General features: G+C 67.6%; 13 protein-coding genes. 4 read left to right on the forward strand and 9 right to left on the reverse strand.

What is annotated here, in order from left to right:
- Positions 1–105: 105 nt before the first annotated feature.
- Together QNO08_RS04345 and QNO08_RS04350 are read right to left on the reverse strand one after the other, a co-directional pair.
- A complete protein-coding gene (locus QNO08_RS04345; protein ID WP_229967137.1) occupies positions 106–762 on the reverse strand; it encodes a carbonic anhydrase in 657 nt (218 codons plus the stop codon).
- A gap of 42 nt (positions 763–804) precedes the next feature.
- Positions 805–1,398 carry a DUF4245 domain-containing protein gene (locus tag QNO08_RS04350; protein WP_229967138.1) on the reverse strand — a complete coding sequence of 198 codons (594 nt, stop codon included), beginning with the start codon at positions 1,396–1,398 and terminating at the stop codon, positions 805–807.
- Positions 1,399–1,562: 164 nt separating this feature from the next.
- Between QNO08_RS04350 and glpX the strand changes: the two genes are divergently transcribed.
- Positions 1,563–2,603 carry a class II fructose-bisphosphatase gene (glpX, locus tag QNO08_RS04355; protein WP_227891445.1) on the forward strand — a complete coding sequence of 347 codons (1,041 nt, stop codon included), beginning with the start codon at positions 1,563–1,565 and terminating at the stop codon, positions 2,601–2,603.
- A 551-nt stretch (positions 2,604–3,154) separates the two neighbouring features.
- Here glpX and QNO08_RS04360 read toward each other — a convergent pair.
- Entirely contained in the window at positions 3,155–4,003 is an 849-nt protein-coding gene (locus QNO08_RS04360) for a TspO/MBR family protein (RefSeq protein ID WP_229967140.1), read from the reverse strand.
- A 77-nt stretch (positions 4,004–4,080) separates the two neighbouring features.
- Between QNO08_RS04360 and QNO08_RS04365 the strand changes: the two genes are divergently transcribed.
- Positions 4,081–5,109, forward strand: coding sequence for a lipid II:glycine glycyltransferase FemX (locus tag QNO08_RS04365; protein ID WP_229967142.1), 1,029 nt, complete (start codon positions 4,081–4,083; stop codon positions 5,107–5,109).
- Positions 5,110–5,146: 37 nt separating this feature from the next.
- On the opposite strand, the gene QNO08_RS04370 is transcribed toward QNO08_RS04365, so the two are convergent.
- The 5 genes from QNO08_RS04370 to QNO08_RS04390 are packed head-to-tail and all read right to left on the reverse strand — an operon-like array spanning position 5,147 to position 10,392.
- Complete coding sequence (locus QNO08_RS04370; RefSeq protein ID WP_442860536.1) at positions 5,147–5,683, reverse strand: GNAT family N-acetyltransferase; 537 nt, start codon at positions 5,681–5,683, stop codon at positions 5,147–5,149.
- Positions 5,684–5,693: 10 nt separating this feature from the next.
- A complete protein-coding gene (gene manA / locus QNO08_RS04375) occupies positions 5,694–7,046 on the reverse strand; it encodes a mannose-6-phosphate isomerase, class I (RefSeq protein WP_229967146.1) in 1,353 nt (450 codons plus the stop codon).
- 43 nt (positions 7,047–7,089) lie between these two features.
- Positions 7,090–8,736 carry an LCP family protein gene (locus QNO08_RS04380; RefSeq protein ID WP_229967148.1) on the reverse strand — a complete coding sequence of 549 codons (1,647 nt, stop codon included), beginning with the start codon at positions 8,734–8,736 and terminating at the stop codon, positions 7,090–7,092.
- Between the two features lie 7 nt (positions 8,737–8,743).
- Complete coding sequence (gene purE / locus QNO08_RS04385; RefSeq protein WP_229967150.1) at positions 8,744–9,271, reverse strand: 5-(carboxyamino)imidazole ribonucleotide mutase; 528 nt, start codon at positions 9,269–9,271, stop codon at positions 8,744–8,746.
- Positions 9,268–10,392: a 5-(carboxyamino)imidazole ribonucleotide synthase gene (locus QNO08_RS04390; protein WP_229967549.1), complete on the reverse strand. Its 1,125-nt coding sequence runs from the start codon at positions 10,390–10,392 to the stop codon at positions 9,268–9,270. The genes purE and QNO08_RS04390 overlap by 4 nt, the downstream gene beginning before the upstream one ends.
- 233 nt (positions 10,393–10,625) lie before the next feature.
- Here QNO08_RS04390 and QNO08_RS04395 point away from each other — a divergent pair, with 233 nt between their 5' ends.
- A complete protein-coding gene (locus tag QNO08_RS04395; protein ID WP_229967152.1) occupies positions 10,626–11,222 on the forward strand; it encodes a GtrA family protein in 597 nt (198 codons plus the stop codon).
- On the opposite strand, the gene QNO08_RS04400 is transcribed toward QNO08_RS04395, so the two are convergent.
- The gene (locus tag QNO08_RS04400; RefSeq protein WP_229967154.1) at positions 11,200–11,931 is read right to left on the reverse strand and encodes a TIGR03089 family protein; all 732 of its coding nucleotides are present in this window, start codon (positions 11,929–11,931) and stop codon (positions 11,200–11,202) included. The two genes, QNO08_RS04395 and QNO08_RS04400, sit on opposite strands and share 23 nt — an antisense overlap.
- Before the next feature lie 332 nt (positions 11,932–12,263).
- On the opposite strand from QNO08_RS04400, the gene QNO08_RS04405 reads away from it, so the two are divergent.
- On the forward strand, positions 12,264–12,797 hold the full coding sequence (locus QNO08_RS04405; RefSeq protein ID WP_229967156.1) for a WhiB family transcriptional regulator: 534 nt from the start codon (positions 12,264–12,266) through the stop codon (positions 12,795–12,797).
- Position 12,798 lies beyond the last annotated feature (1 nt).

Below are 12,798 nucleotides of genomic sequence, written 5' to 3' on the forward strand. Positions count from 1 at the left end.
CAGCGCCGGGGCAGAAACCGCGCCGTCACGGGAGGTCGGGTGCGCACCCGGCCTGAGGGCCGGCGGTCCCTCCGGAAAGCACGGAGGAACCGCCGGAACGTGCGGCTAGCGGTGCGAACGCAGCACGGCGGGGTGGACCACGGCGCCGAAGCCGGACACCAGGTCCGCTGCGCCTTCGGCCAGCCGGTAGGAAACGCCGACGACGGCGGTGCGCCCTTCCTCCACGGCCGTGGAAATGACCTGGGAGCTTTCCACGAGGCGTTCGGCGGTCTGCTTGGTGTGTTCCACCACCATGTCGTTGACCTCGGTCAGCCCGTTGCGCTGGGCGGCGAGGACCGACGGCGTGATGCGCTCAACGAGGTTGCGCAGGTGCCCGCCGGGCATCTCTCCGGTCTCGACCGTGCGCTTGGCCTCGGTCACGGCGCCGCAGCTGTCATGGCCCAGGACCACGATCAGGGGCACGCCGAGCTTGGCGATGCTGTACTCCAGGGAGCCGAGGACGGCGTCGTCAATCACCTGCCCTGCGGTCCGGATCACGAAGGCGTCGCCGAGCCCGAGGTCGAAGATGATCTCGGCGGCCAGACGCGAGTCGGAACAGCCGAAGATCACTGCGAACGGATTCTGCTCATGGACCAGGGAGCTGCGCCTGTTGGCGTCCTGGTTGGGATGCGAGGACTCTCCGGCGACAAAGCGGGCATTGCCTTCGCGCAGGGTCTGCCAAGCCTGGGCCGGAGTGATTGCTGGAGCGGGAAGTTCATTCACGCCTCTTAGCCTAAACCCCGGGCCGCCGCCGGCGGCTATTCGCTACGGCGCCGGTGTTTTGTCCAGGTCGAGAACCACTGCTTCGGCGAGGACGTCGAATTCGGCGAGGTCCGCTTCGCCGGTGAGGACGACGGTGAGCCCCTCATGTTCCAAGACCATGCTGGCTTCGCCGTCGGTGGAGTCGCGCAGCTCCCAGGTCTGGCCGCCGGCGACGCGTTCACCGGCAACCATCGAATCCCCGGAGGCCTGGGCTATCCACGTCGGATTGCCGGCATTGGTCTCGGAAAGACGAATAAAGTCGGAATTCGGAGTGACATAGCCCACTTCCCACACGGGGACTCCGCTGCTGCTGGTCGCTTCCCAGCGGGCGTAATTGGAGCTCCAGCCCTCCGGCAGCTCAGGCGCCAGCGGTGCGTACCCGGCGTCGGCCGCGGCCTGGACGGAAATCTGCTGCACATCCACATTGCGGGTGGTGGCTTTGGGAGTCGGGTTCAGCAGTACCGGAACCAGGACCAGCAGCAGCGTAGCGCCGGTGGCCAGCAGCATCCCGATCACTGTTGCGTTGGCACGTTTGGCCTGCTTGCCGGTCAGTACTGGGGTTACGGGCGTCTCTGGGTCCTGCTGCTGCTCACTCACCCTTCAATGATCGCCCATCCGCCCGCCCAACTCCTACTTGGACCATTGTTCGTGCAGGCGAATAGGGTTTCGTTGGTGGTGGCGCAGGCCACGGAGACTATGATCGGAACAAGGATCAGCCGTTTGTGGGTTTTCGACAAGCGGTTCACAGCGAAATTTCGAAGATGAGGTTAGACGTGTCCAAAGGCGCTCAGTACTCAACACTTTCCCCCGCCCTGGCAGTCGGCGACGACGAGCCGGACCGGAACCTGGCGCTTGAACTCGTCCGGGTGACGGAGGCGGCAGCCATTGCCGGAGGCCACTGGGTCGGTTTCGGCGACAAGAACGCGGCAGACGGTGCCGCCGTCGACGCCATGCGTTCACTGATTTCCACCGTCCACTTCAACGGTGTCGTGGTCATCGGCGAGGGCGAAAAAGACGAAGCCCCCATGCTTTACAACGGCGAGTACGTCGGTGACGGCACCGGCGCCCTGTGCGACGTCGCCGTGGACCCGATTGACGGCACCCGGCTGACCGCGCTGGGCCTCAACAACGCCGTGGCCGTGCTGGCCGTGGCCGAACGCGGCACCATGTTCGATCCCTCCGCCGTGTTCTACATGGAGAAGCTGATCACCGGCCCCGAGGCCGCCGACATGGTGGACCTGCGCCTGCCGGTCAAGCAGAACCTGCACCTGATCGCCAAGGCCAAGGGCAAGAAGATCAACCAGCTCAACGTGATGATCCTGGACCGGGACCGCCACAAGCCGCTGGTGCAGGAAATCCGCGACGCCGGTGCCCGCACCCGCATGCTGATGGACGGCGACGTTGCCGGCGGCATCGCTGCCGCCCGCGAGGGAACCGACGTCGACGCCCTGATGGGCATCGGCGGCACGCCGGAAGGCATCATCACCGCCTGCGCCATCAAGACCCTCGGCGGCGTCATCCAGGGCCGCCTGTGGCCGACCTCGGACGAGGAAAAGCAGAAGGCGATCGACGCCGGCCACGACCTGGACCGCGTGATGTCCACCAACGACCTGGTCACCAGCGACAACTGCTACTTCGCCGCCACCGGCATCACCGACGGCGACCTGGTCCGCGGCGTGCGCTACTCCAAGGACCGCGTGCTGACGCAGTCCATCGTGATGCGTTCCAAGTCCGGAACCATCCGCGTGGTCGACGGCGAGCACCAGTCGCACAAGTGGGAGTCCTACGCCCGCCTGAAGTAAAGCCTGTAGCCCGCCTCGTAGCCCGCCTTGGGGCCCGCCTTGAGGTAGGCGAAAACCCCGGAACCGACGTTGTCGGGTCCGGGGTTTTTTGCTGCCTCGCGGGGATGTCTCCTCGAGTGTGCAGCTATGGCGGGTTGCGGATGAAGCGGCAGTTCGAGTGTGCAGCTATGGCGGGAAAACGTGCGTGGTGCCCGCCACAGCTGCACTTTCGGTGCGGGTTGTTGGCTGAAACCCGGCAGACCTGCACTCTCGGTGCCGCTTGGAAGTAGTGCGAGGGCAGCGACGAACGTAAGCGGCCGGCCGGACACCGGATCCTTCGTGCAGATAATGCAGCACGGAGAAATCTCTCGTGCAGATCAGGTCCTCTAACTGGTGAGAACGACCGTGCGGAGTGCGTTATCTGCACGAGAGATTCGGGCGGAGCCGTGCGGAGTGCGTTATCTGCACGAGAGATTCCGGGATGGACGGCATGGTGGTCTCCCGGAGGAGTGGCTGGATATGCGGCGGGTGCGGGGCGGCGGGGAAGGGCGGGCGCGTTGCGTGCGCCCGGTTTACCGGCGGGCGGTGGCTGCGGCCGGGATCCGGTTGCGCCCGATGAACCGGTAGACGACGGCGGCGAGGGCGACGACGACGGCGGCTGCAACGGCTGCGAATGCCGTGCCGCTGGAGGGCAGCTCGCCGTTAAGCCGTGACACGGCGATCCAGGACAGGCCCCAGGCCAGCGCTGCTGCCGGAGCCAGCCGTCCGCGGCCGTAGGCGGCAAGGGCCACGCCCAGCGCCGCGACCACGGCCAGGACCGTGATGGACCAAACCTCCGGGGCAAGCCCGAAGCCGTTCCACCCGGCGTCGCTCAGTGCGGCGGCAATGTTGGCGCAGGTGGCAACGGAAACCCAGCCCAGGTACAGGCCCAGGGTTCCGTCGACCACGACCGCCTCGATCCAGTTGCGGGCCGGCGTCCGCGAGTAGCGGGCAAAGCAGACGGCGAGAACCGCGAGCAGGGCCACGATGACCAGGACACTGAACCCGACCCAGCCGGCCTGGACGCTCAGGATCCAGCCGGCGTTGAGGAGCAGCGACGCGGCGACCAGCCAGCCCAGGGACCGCTGGCGTTCCGAGGTGCGCTCCGAAGGCAGCCACTGCCAGAGGGTGTAGGCGCCGAGACCGGTGTAGATGACGGACCAGATGGAGAACGCACCGCTGGCCGGGGCGAGGTAGGTGGCGTCGGCGTTCAGTGCGCCGCCCGCGGCCTGGGCGATGGGAGTGCCGCCGAACACCCCCACACCGATCATGGATCCCACCAGGCAGACGATGAAGCAGACGGTGACTGTCAGCTGCCGGGGCAGGTCCGATCCTCGGGCGCCGGGAACCGCGGGGCGGGTGCCGGGGGATGAAGTGGTCATAGCTGAGCGTAGCAAGTGGGCGGGACCACTGCAGGGGCGCGCGGGTGCGTCCGGCAACCCCCGGTAGGCTGGAAGGCATGACATTGCGCGTTACACCCTGTTCCGATTCCGCCCGCTGGAACGAAACCGTCAACGGTTTCAACGGACATCCTCAGCAGTTGTGGGGCTGGGGCAAGACCAAGGCCGAGCACAACTGGAGCGTTGAGCGCCTGCTGGTGCAGGACGACGGCGGCAAGGTGGTCGGCGCCGCCCAGGTGCTGCTGCGCCGGCTGCCGTTCCCGTTCAAGGCGCTCGCCTACATTCCGCGCGGGCCGCAGTCGGTTCCCGGCCGTGAACTCGAAATCCTCGATGCCGTCAGCGAGTACGTCAAGGGCGCCCACTCGCCCGTGGCCCTGAGCATCGAGCCGGATTGGGACGCCGACGGCGACATCGCCGCCGGCCTGCCCGCTGCCGGGTTCCGGCCCTCGGAAAACACCATCCTGATCGGCCGCACACTGATCCTGGACCTGTCCCGGACCGAAGATGAGCTGCTCGCCGAGATGTCCAAGAAGCACCGGCAGTACATCCGCAAGTCCGGCCGCGAGGAGCTGGACTACCGGCGGGTCACGCGCGCGGAACTGCCGAAGTGCCTGGCCGTGTACAAGCAGACGGCGGAGCGGGCCGGGTTCGGCATCCACGAAGACGGCTACTACCTGGATATCTTCGACAACCTGGGCGAGGACTCGCCGGTCTACGCGGCCTTCAGCGGCGACGATGTCGTGGCCTTCCTGTGGCTCTCCACCAGCGGGTACACCTCGTTTGAGCTCTACGGCGGCATGACCGAGGAGGGCGAGCACCTGCGGGCGAACTACGCGCTGAAGTGGCTGGCGATCCGGGAGATGAAGGAGCGCGGCATTGTCCGCTACGACTTCAACGGCCTCCTGAACGACGGCGTTTCCAAGTTCAAGATGGGGTGGGCGAAGCACGAGAACCAGCTCGCCGGAACCTGGGACAAACCGCTCTCACCCCTTTATCCGGTCTTCACGACGGCGCTGCCGCTGGCGAAGAACGGACTGCGGAAGCTGCGCGGGCTGGCGGCTGCAGCACAGGCCAAGATCCGCCGCTAGCCGTACCGGGCCGCCGTCGGCCGGCGGGTGCTGCCGATCAGTACAGCACCCGCTGGTAGAGGGCATGGTCCTGCCAGGATCCCGCGATCTTCAGGTAGCGGGGCGCCAGGCCGATCTCCTCGAAGCCGGACCGCGCCAGCACCTTCTGCGACGCAGCATTGTGCTTCAGGGTGGCGGCCTGCACCCGGTGCAGCCGCAGATCCCGGCCGGCGGCTTCCACCGCAAAGGCCGCCGCAGCCGACGCCAAACCCCGGCCGTTGAACGAGCGGCCGATCCAGTAGCCGAGGTGGCAGCTCAAAAAGGGGCCGCGGACAATGCCCGTCAGCGTGACGCAGCCAATGATGCTGCCGCCGCTGAGCAGAACCCACGGAACCTCGGAACCGGCCTCGTGCAGAGCCAGCTTGGCTTCGATGACGGCGTGCTGCCCGGCCGCGGTAAAGAACTCCGCGGCCCGCTCCGGCTCCCACGGCGCCAGATGCTCCCTGTTGAGTTCATAGGCTGCCGCCAGAAGTTCGGCGTCGGATCGCCGGAGCAGCCGGACCCGGATGTTTCCGGCCAGGGTTTCGGTCGTGATGGCCACCGGCTCAGATGGCCAGCCGGGGCTCGGCGGGGTCCGTTCCCTGGGCATCGGCAGAGCCGACAGTCACCGCGAAGGCGAGGGCGCCGTCGTCGTGCTGTGCGGAATGCGCGGAGAGCTTGGCAATGACCGGCGCCTCGGCGGCCGGGATGAACGCGCTCTGCCCGGTCTCGAGCACCAGGTCGCCCTTGGGCGAATCCAGGACCACGGTCCCGCGCACCACGATCACGACGGTGGGACCGTTCTGCAGGACCGAAACGTCGGAACCTGACATCGACGCGGCGGGGGAGTATCCCTCCCCGAAGTCCTGCGCCCGCTGCTCCAGCTCGATCCGCTGCAGCTGAAATTCGGCGAACGGCGGACGATAGAGCTCCTGTCCCATCTGCGTGTGTTCGGCCGCCAGCAGCGGAACGCCCAGCGGCCGGAAATCGACGGTCTTCAGCAGCTCTGCCACGTCAACGTGCTTGGGGGTCAGCCCGCCGCGCAGGACGTTGTCCGAGGACGCCATGACCTCGATGCCGAGGCCGCTAAGGTACGCGTGAACGTTGCCCGCCGGCAGGTACAGCGCCTCGCCGGGCTGCAGCGACGCCCGGTTGAGCAGCAGGGACAGCAGCACGCCCGGGTCCTCCGGGTAATACGCGTTCAGGTCCACGGCGGTGGCGAGTTCCTTGGCGTACGGCGCCAGGTCTTCGGCACCGGTCTCGGCCAGCGCCGCAGCGGTGCGCCGGACGGCGTCCCGAACCTCCTCGCCGTCGTTGATCAGCGTGCGGAAGACACTCTGCAGCCGGGCCGCGGCATCATGCCCGCTGGACAGCTCGTTCACCGCCCAGGACAGCAGGTCCGGAACCTCTGCGCCTTGTGCCTGCACAGCCCGCGCGGCGGTCCGGAAGATCTGCGCCGCGTCGTCCGGCTCACGGAAACCGCAGAGCACCTCGAACGGGGTCAGCGCGAAAATCATTTCCGGCTTGTGGTTCCGGTCCCTGTAATTGCGGTCCGGTGCGCCCCGGTCCAGGCCGGCGGCCTCCTCGGCGGCGAACCCGGCCCGCGCCTGCTCCTGGGTGGGATGCACCTGCAGGGACAGCGGCGTGCCCGCGGCCAGGACCTTGGCGAGGAACGGCAGCACGTTCCCGTAGGCCTCGGTGGTTTCGCGGCCGAGCATCTGGTGGGGATCGGCCGCGATCAGCTGGTCCAGCGTGTCAGCTTCCGGCACCGGCGGCACCAAGGCCGACGGCGCCCCCGGGTGGGCGCCGATCCACAGCTCGGCTTCGGGCTGGCCCGAGGGCTCCCTGCCGAAAAGTTCCGCCATGGCCGTGAACGAGCCCCAGGCGTAGGGCCGAAGCGTGTTGTTCAGCAGGTACATGGCTCTCTTTTCAAAGGTGTTGGTTGCGGTTCTCCGATGGAGGTTACCCCGGGCTGCAGTCGCCGTTGTTGTTCAGCAGCTCACCCAGCGTCGCGTCGTCCTGGATTTCGGCAAGGTACTGCAGGTATTCCTCGGTGACTTCCGGCTGCTCGGGAGCGGCCGGGGCCTGCTCCACCGGCCCGGTTTCGGTGCCAATGCCAGTGCTGCTGCCGGCCTCCGGCGCGGCCTCCGGGGCCGCCTCGGGTGCCGGGTCCGCCCCCGGGTCCGCCCCGGGATCCGCGGCAGGTGCCTCGGCGGGCGGTTCGGCGGCTTCTTCTCCCTGCGCGGCGATTCTCTCCGCGACCCGGGCATGGATTTGGTCGAAGTCCGGGTAGGTCACGAAGTTGTCGGCCGCGGTGCCGAAGTCCGGCGGACCGATGGTCAGCCGCTCCATCGGCTCGTCCTTGGCCTTCAGCGCCAGATCAAGGAAGCTGCCGAGCTGGTCCTGCGGAATGTCGGTCTTGACGATCTGCTCGCCGGCCGAGGCGATGGCCTGGAACCGGGTCAGGAGGGTGGCGGGATCCAGCTGGGCCACCATGGCCTGCTGGACGCACTGCTGGCGGGCGATCCGGTGATAGTCGGTCGCGAACTCACGGGACCTGGCGTACCAGAGGGCGGTGTATCCGTCCATCTTCTGGGTGCCCGGGGCGATCCAGCCGTCCGGCGGGTAGTGCCGGTTGGTGCCGGGAATTTCACCGGCGGTGATGGGCACCCAGCCGCCGGCGTTGATGGTGATGCCGCCCATGGCGTCAATCAGCTTGGAGAACCCCTCCATGTCCACGATCACGTAGGACTGGACCTCCAGCCCGAGGATGCCGGATGCGGCATCCATCATGGCTTCGGCTCCGGGGTCGGTGGACTCCGGGTACAGGTCCGGATGGTTCTCCATGACCGTCTGGTAGAGGCTGTTCAGGATGCACTCGTCGCCGCAGTTGTAGCCGTCGGGGTACACCTCGGCCAGCGGGGAATCAGCGGGGAAGGGGGCGTTCTGGAAATTGCGGGGAAGGCTGAAGGTAATGGACTCGCCGGTCTTGGCGTCAACGCTGATCACCGACATGCTGTCCGGGCGCAGGCCGGTGCGGTCCTCGCCGGCATCTCCGCCCATCAGCATGAAGTTGTACCGCCCGTCCACGGGATCGAGTGACGGTCCTGACGCGAAGATGCTGCCGACGGCGCCGCGGCCGACGTTGAGCATGTACGCGCCGTAGGCCAGGCCGCCGCTGGTGCCGATCATCAGGACAGCCAGCAGGCCGGCGACAAGCGGGCGCATGCGGCGCTCCAGCAGCGGCGGCCGGATGATGCGCAGCGTATTGAGGAACAGCAGGGCCCAGCCCACGGCCAGCAGCACCAGGACAACCATGAGGACGAAGGAGGCCCAGCCGTTGGTGACAATGTTCACCAGCAGCGCCCGGTTGGTCAGCGCGAGAACGAGGCCGGCCAGGACGAAGGCCCAGACCGTGAACGTCACCTGCAGGGCGCGGCGGCCCAGCTTGCGGCTTCCGGCGACCACCTGGGCCGAGCCGGGCAGCACCAGCGTGAGCAGCAGCAGGATGAAGGCTCGTTTGGTGCGCGCTCCGGACGGCGCTGACTGCGGATTGCGCACCGGATCGGTGAGCATCCCGGCGTCGTTGTTTCCGTTCCCCTGGTCCATGGCGGTCCTAGTCGGTGACCGTGACGGAGGTGCGCAGCTTGGCACCCTTGGCCAGGGCGCTCTGGCGCAGCCCGGAGGAAAACTCGAGCAGCTGCTGCTGCAGCTGGGCGGCCAGCGGATCGGTGCCGGCGGCCAGCATCCGCACGGCCAGCAGGCCCGCGTTCCGGGCGCCGCCGATGGAAACGGTCGCCACCGGCACGCCGGCGGGCATCTGCACGATCGACAGCAGAGAATCGATGCCGTCGAGGTACTTCAGCGGCACCGGCACGCCGATGACCGGCAGCGGAGTCACCGCTGCCAGCATGCCGGGCAGGTGCGCGGCGCCGCCGGCCCCGGCGATGATCACCCGCAGCCCGCGGCGGTGGGCCTGCTGGCCGTACTCGATCATTTCGGTCGGCATCCGGTGGGCGGACACGACGTCGGCCTCGTAGGGAATGTTGAACTCGGCCAGGGCCGCGGCAGCCGCGTCCATGACGGGCCAGTCGGAGTCCGAACCCATGACGAGTCCGACCAGGGGGGTGTCACGGGTTCTCATGAGTTCTCCTTCTGGGAATCGCGGCCGTCGCGGAGGATGGCAGCGGCGTGTTCGGCGCTTCGCCGCACCCGCGGCAGGTCCGCAGCGCTGCGGCCCACCACATTGACGTGCCCGATCTTGCGGCCCGGCCGGACCGACTTGCCGTAGCTGTGGATTTTGGCCGCCGGCTCGGCGGCCAGTGCCTGAGCATAGCCGCTGAACAGATCAGTGTTGGCACCGCCCAGATAGTTCTTCATGACGACGACGCCGCCCAGGACATCGGTGGCACCCAGCGGAAGGCCCAGGACGGCCCGCAGGTGCTGTTCAAACTGGCCGGTCACCGACCCGTCCATGGTCCAGTGCCCGGAGTTGTGCGGCCGCATGGCCAGTTCGTTGATCAGGAACCCGGCGCCGCGTCCCGGCGTTTCGAAGAGCTCCACGGCCATGACGCCGGTGACGCCCAGTTCCGCTGCAATGCGCAGGGCGGCGTCCTGCGCGGCCGATGCCACGGCCGGGTCCAGCTCCTGGGCCGGGGCAATGACCTCGTCGCAGACGCCGTCCACCTGGATCGAGTGGACCACGGGCCAGGGGAGCGCGCTGCCGTCCGGTGTCCGGGCGACCAATGCCGAGAGTTCCCGGGAAAAGGGAACCTTCTCTTCGGCCAGGAGCGGTTCTCCGGTAAACCAGTCCGCCGCGCCGGCGGCTTCCGCGGCGTCGTTGATGATCCGCACGCCCTTGCCGTCGTAGCCTCCGCGCGGCGTCTTGAGGACCACCGGCCAGCCCGCGGATTTGCCGAAGTCCACCAGGTCGTCGATCCCCGAGACCGCGGCCCAGCGCGGATTGGGAAGGCCCAGGCGGTCAACTGCCGCACGCATCACGAGTTTGTCCTGGGCATGGACCAGCGCGTCGGGCGTCGGCTGCACGTTGACCCCGGCGCCGGTGAGGGACCGCAGATGTTCGCCCGGAACGTGTTCGTGGTCAAAGGTCAGCACGTCGACGCCGCGGGCGAAGGCGGAGAGGGTTGCCAGGTCGGTGTAGTCACCGACCGTTGCGGAGGCCACGGCGGGCACCGCGGAAACGTCGGGTCCCTCGGCCAGGACTCGAAGTTCAAAACCGAGGGCTACTGCAGCCGGGGCCATCATTCGGGCCAGCTGGCCACCGCCGACGACGCCAATTATAGGAAAGCTCACAAGATCAGGTTACCGAAAAGAGACCGTAAACCCCTTTTGTGCAGACGCCTCCGGGCTGTGCGCTCAGGTAACTCCCACGATCCGGGGGTAATATTGTGCCCTTACCGTCCGCGTTTCCTAGCGGCGGGTACTGTGTCCAGCTTCGGCAATTCCGGCCGGCGGCGCACCAACGGCCTCGGAGGATCATGTTTTCATCACTGTCTGCGCGCATTAGAGGGCTGGCCTCGCTGTTCTGGCGGGAACTCGCAAAGTTCGGCACCGTTGGAGCTTTCGCCTTCATCGTGGACAACGGACTGTGGTGGATCCTCTTCCACGGACCCCTGGAAGGCAGCGCCACCAAGGCCCGCATCATCAGCGCACTGACGGCCACGCTCTTCTCCTGGGTGGCCAACCGCTTCTGGACCTTCCGCCGCCGCCGCCAGAACAACGTCACGCGGGAACTGATCCTGTTCCTCATCATTAACGGCGTGGGCATCGTCATCTCGAGCGGTTTCACCTGGGTCGCCCAGTATCCGCTGGGCATCACCGACGCCAAGATGCTCGGGTTCGCCGGCATCCTGGGAATCGGCGTGGCCACCATCCTGCGCTTCTTTGCCTACCGGTTCTGGGTCTTCAACGCCGAGCTCGACGAGGAGCCGGGTTTCCAGGGCGACTACGATCTCCTGGACGAAAAGACCACCCGCAAGCCGGGCCGCGCCCGGGAACCGAAGGCCGGCCTGCCGAACCCCGGTGCCGGCCGGTCCAGTTTCGAAGCGGAGCCTACGCCTCCAGCCGGGCAGTAATTTTCTCGGCGGCCAGCAGCCGCTCCGTGACCTGCACTTCATCTGACGCGAGCACCACGGTGCCGCCCGCGGCCCAGGTGCGCAGCGCCGCCGTCAGCACGGCCGGCAGCTCCGCTGCGGTCGGAACCAGCAGCGTCTGCTGCTGCCCGCCGTCGGCCGCTTCCGCCAGCTGGGCGTAGGTGAGGGTCAGGCCCTGCCCCAGCGTGCTGTGCAGCGCGGTGTAGCTCTCCTCCGCCTCGTCGCCCGGCACGTAGGTGTCAGCATAGCTGCGGACCTCGGCGGCGTAGTCGACGGCGGCAGCGGGAAGCCCTCCCGTCCAGCGAAGTTCCAGCGCCCCCTGGGCCACCGCCACCACGGTTCCCTCAACCGTGTCCAGGGCGGCCTGTGAGGCGGTCACCGTAACGTCCGGCGCCGAGATGCCGTCTGCCGGAGCATCGCCGACCAGGACCGTGCAGCCGGTCTGCCAGGCAGCCAGCGCCCAGACCAGGGTTTTCCAGTGCGCCGGAAGGTCGAGACGGATCCGGATCCCCGGTTCGGCGTCGAGCTCGTCAACCAAAAGGTTCGATGTCTTGGCGACCCAGTTGTCCAGCACCTTTCCGGAGAGCTCAATCCGTTCCGATCCGGGTCCGTACCAAATGAGCGCGGGGGAGGTCGCCTGCTTGGTGCGCAGGGTGGACAGTAGGGTGGGAACGGTGATCCTTGCGGACATGCGGGGTCTCTTTCCTGTGAAAGCGGGAGGCGGCCGTCGGTGGCGAGAGCGCGGACGGCCCGGCGGGCAGCCGCCGGCCGAAGAAATAAATCCGGTGATGCAACTGCGACGCGCCGGTGAAGCGGGCTGAAATCCGGGCGTGGCGTGCCCGGCTTCTGAGGTCTCGACTCTATAGGATGCCGAAACAGCTTGACGGCATCGTATTACACGCGTGTAATTAGGTATCGGATTTGTTCCAGCAATCCACCACCAAGATGAATTCCAAGCAGGCTGATTGTGCCTGGCAGGGCTCAAAGATCCGCTGCAGGGACAATAACACCGGGAGGTCTTCCATGGGGCAGGCAGAATACACGCACGATCGGTCCATTGCCGCGCAGGCATCCGCCAGCTACGGCTCCCGGGGCGTGCCCGTGGACTGGTACGTGGACCCCGCGGACCCGGGTGCCGCTGAGCGCTACCGCCGGGACGCCGCCGGACTGGAAGACCAGGCCACTGCCTTCCTGGCCGCCCACGAAGCCCTCGCCCCGGACACCGTGGAAGAAGAGCTCCTCGATCCGCCCGTCGCCCTGTTCCCGGCTCCCGCCGAGAAGGACAGCCGGCCCGTGTGGATCGGACTGCCCGGGCTCAGCGACGACTACGACGACGGCGAGCTCGGCTGGCAGGCCGACGCCCTGTGCGCCCAGACCGACCCCGAGGCCTTCTTTCCGGAAAAGGGCGGCTCCACCCGCGATGCCAAGAAGGTCTGCGCCGCCTGCAACGTGCGCTCACAGTGCCTGGAGTACGCCCTCGCCAATGATGAGCGGTTCGGCATCTGGGGCGGGCTGTCGGAGCGGGAACGCCGCCGGCTCCGGAAGCAGGCAGTCTAAT

The sequence above is a fragment of the Arthrobacter sp. zg-Y820 genome (assembly GCF_030142155.1).
Taxonomy (GTDB): domain Bacteria; phylum Actinomycetota; class Actinomycetes; order Actinomycetales; family Micrococcaceae; genus Arthrobacter_B.

Bases quoted from the DNA above. Each gene is read 5' to 3' on its own strand.
- manA (WP_229967146.1), bottom strand. From the start codon at position 7,046: ATGTACCTGCTGAACAACACGCTTCGGCCCTACGCCTGGGGCTCGTTC.
- QNO08_RS04360 (WP_229967140.1), bottom strand. From the start codon at position 4,003: ATGACCACTTCATCCCCCGGCACCCGCCCCGCGGTTCCCGGCGCCCGA.
- QNO08_RS04400 (WP_229967154.1), bottom strand. From the start codon at position 11,931: ATGTCCGCAAGGATCACCGTTCCCACCCTACTGTCCACCCTGCGCACC.
- glpX (WP_227891445.1), top strand. From the start codon at position 1,563: ATGAGGTTAGACGTGTCCAAAGGCGCTCAGTACTCAACACTTTCCCCC.
- QNO08_RS04395 (WP_229967152.1), top strand. From the start codon at position 10,626: ATGTTTTCATCACTGTCTGCGCGCATTAGAGGGCTGGCCTCGCTGTTC.
- purE (WP_229967150.1), bottom strand. From the start codon at position 9,271: ATGAGAACCCGTGACACCCCCCTGGTCGGACTCGTCATGGGTTCGGAC.
- QNO08_RS04405 (WP_229967156.1), top strand. From the start codon at position 12,264: ATGGGGCAGGCAGAATACACGCACGATCGGTCCATTGCCGCGCAGGCA.
- QNO08_RS04390 (WP_229967549.1), bottom strand. From the start codon at position 10,392: ATGATGGCCCCGGCTGCAGTAGCCCTCGGTTTTGAACTTCGAGTCCTG.
- QNO08_RS04380 (WP_229967148.1), bottom strand. From the start codon at position 8,736: ATGGACCAGGGGAACGGAAACAACGACGCCGGGATGCTCACCGATCCG.
- QNO08_RS04365 (WP_229967142.1), top strand. From the start codon at position 4,081: ATGACATTGCGCGTTACACCCTGTTCCGATTCCGCCCGCTGGAACGAA.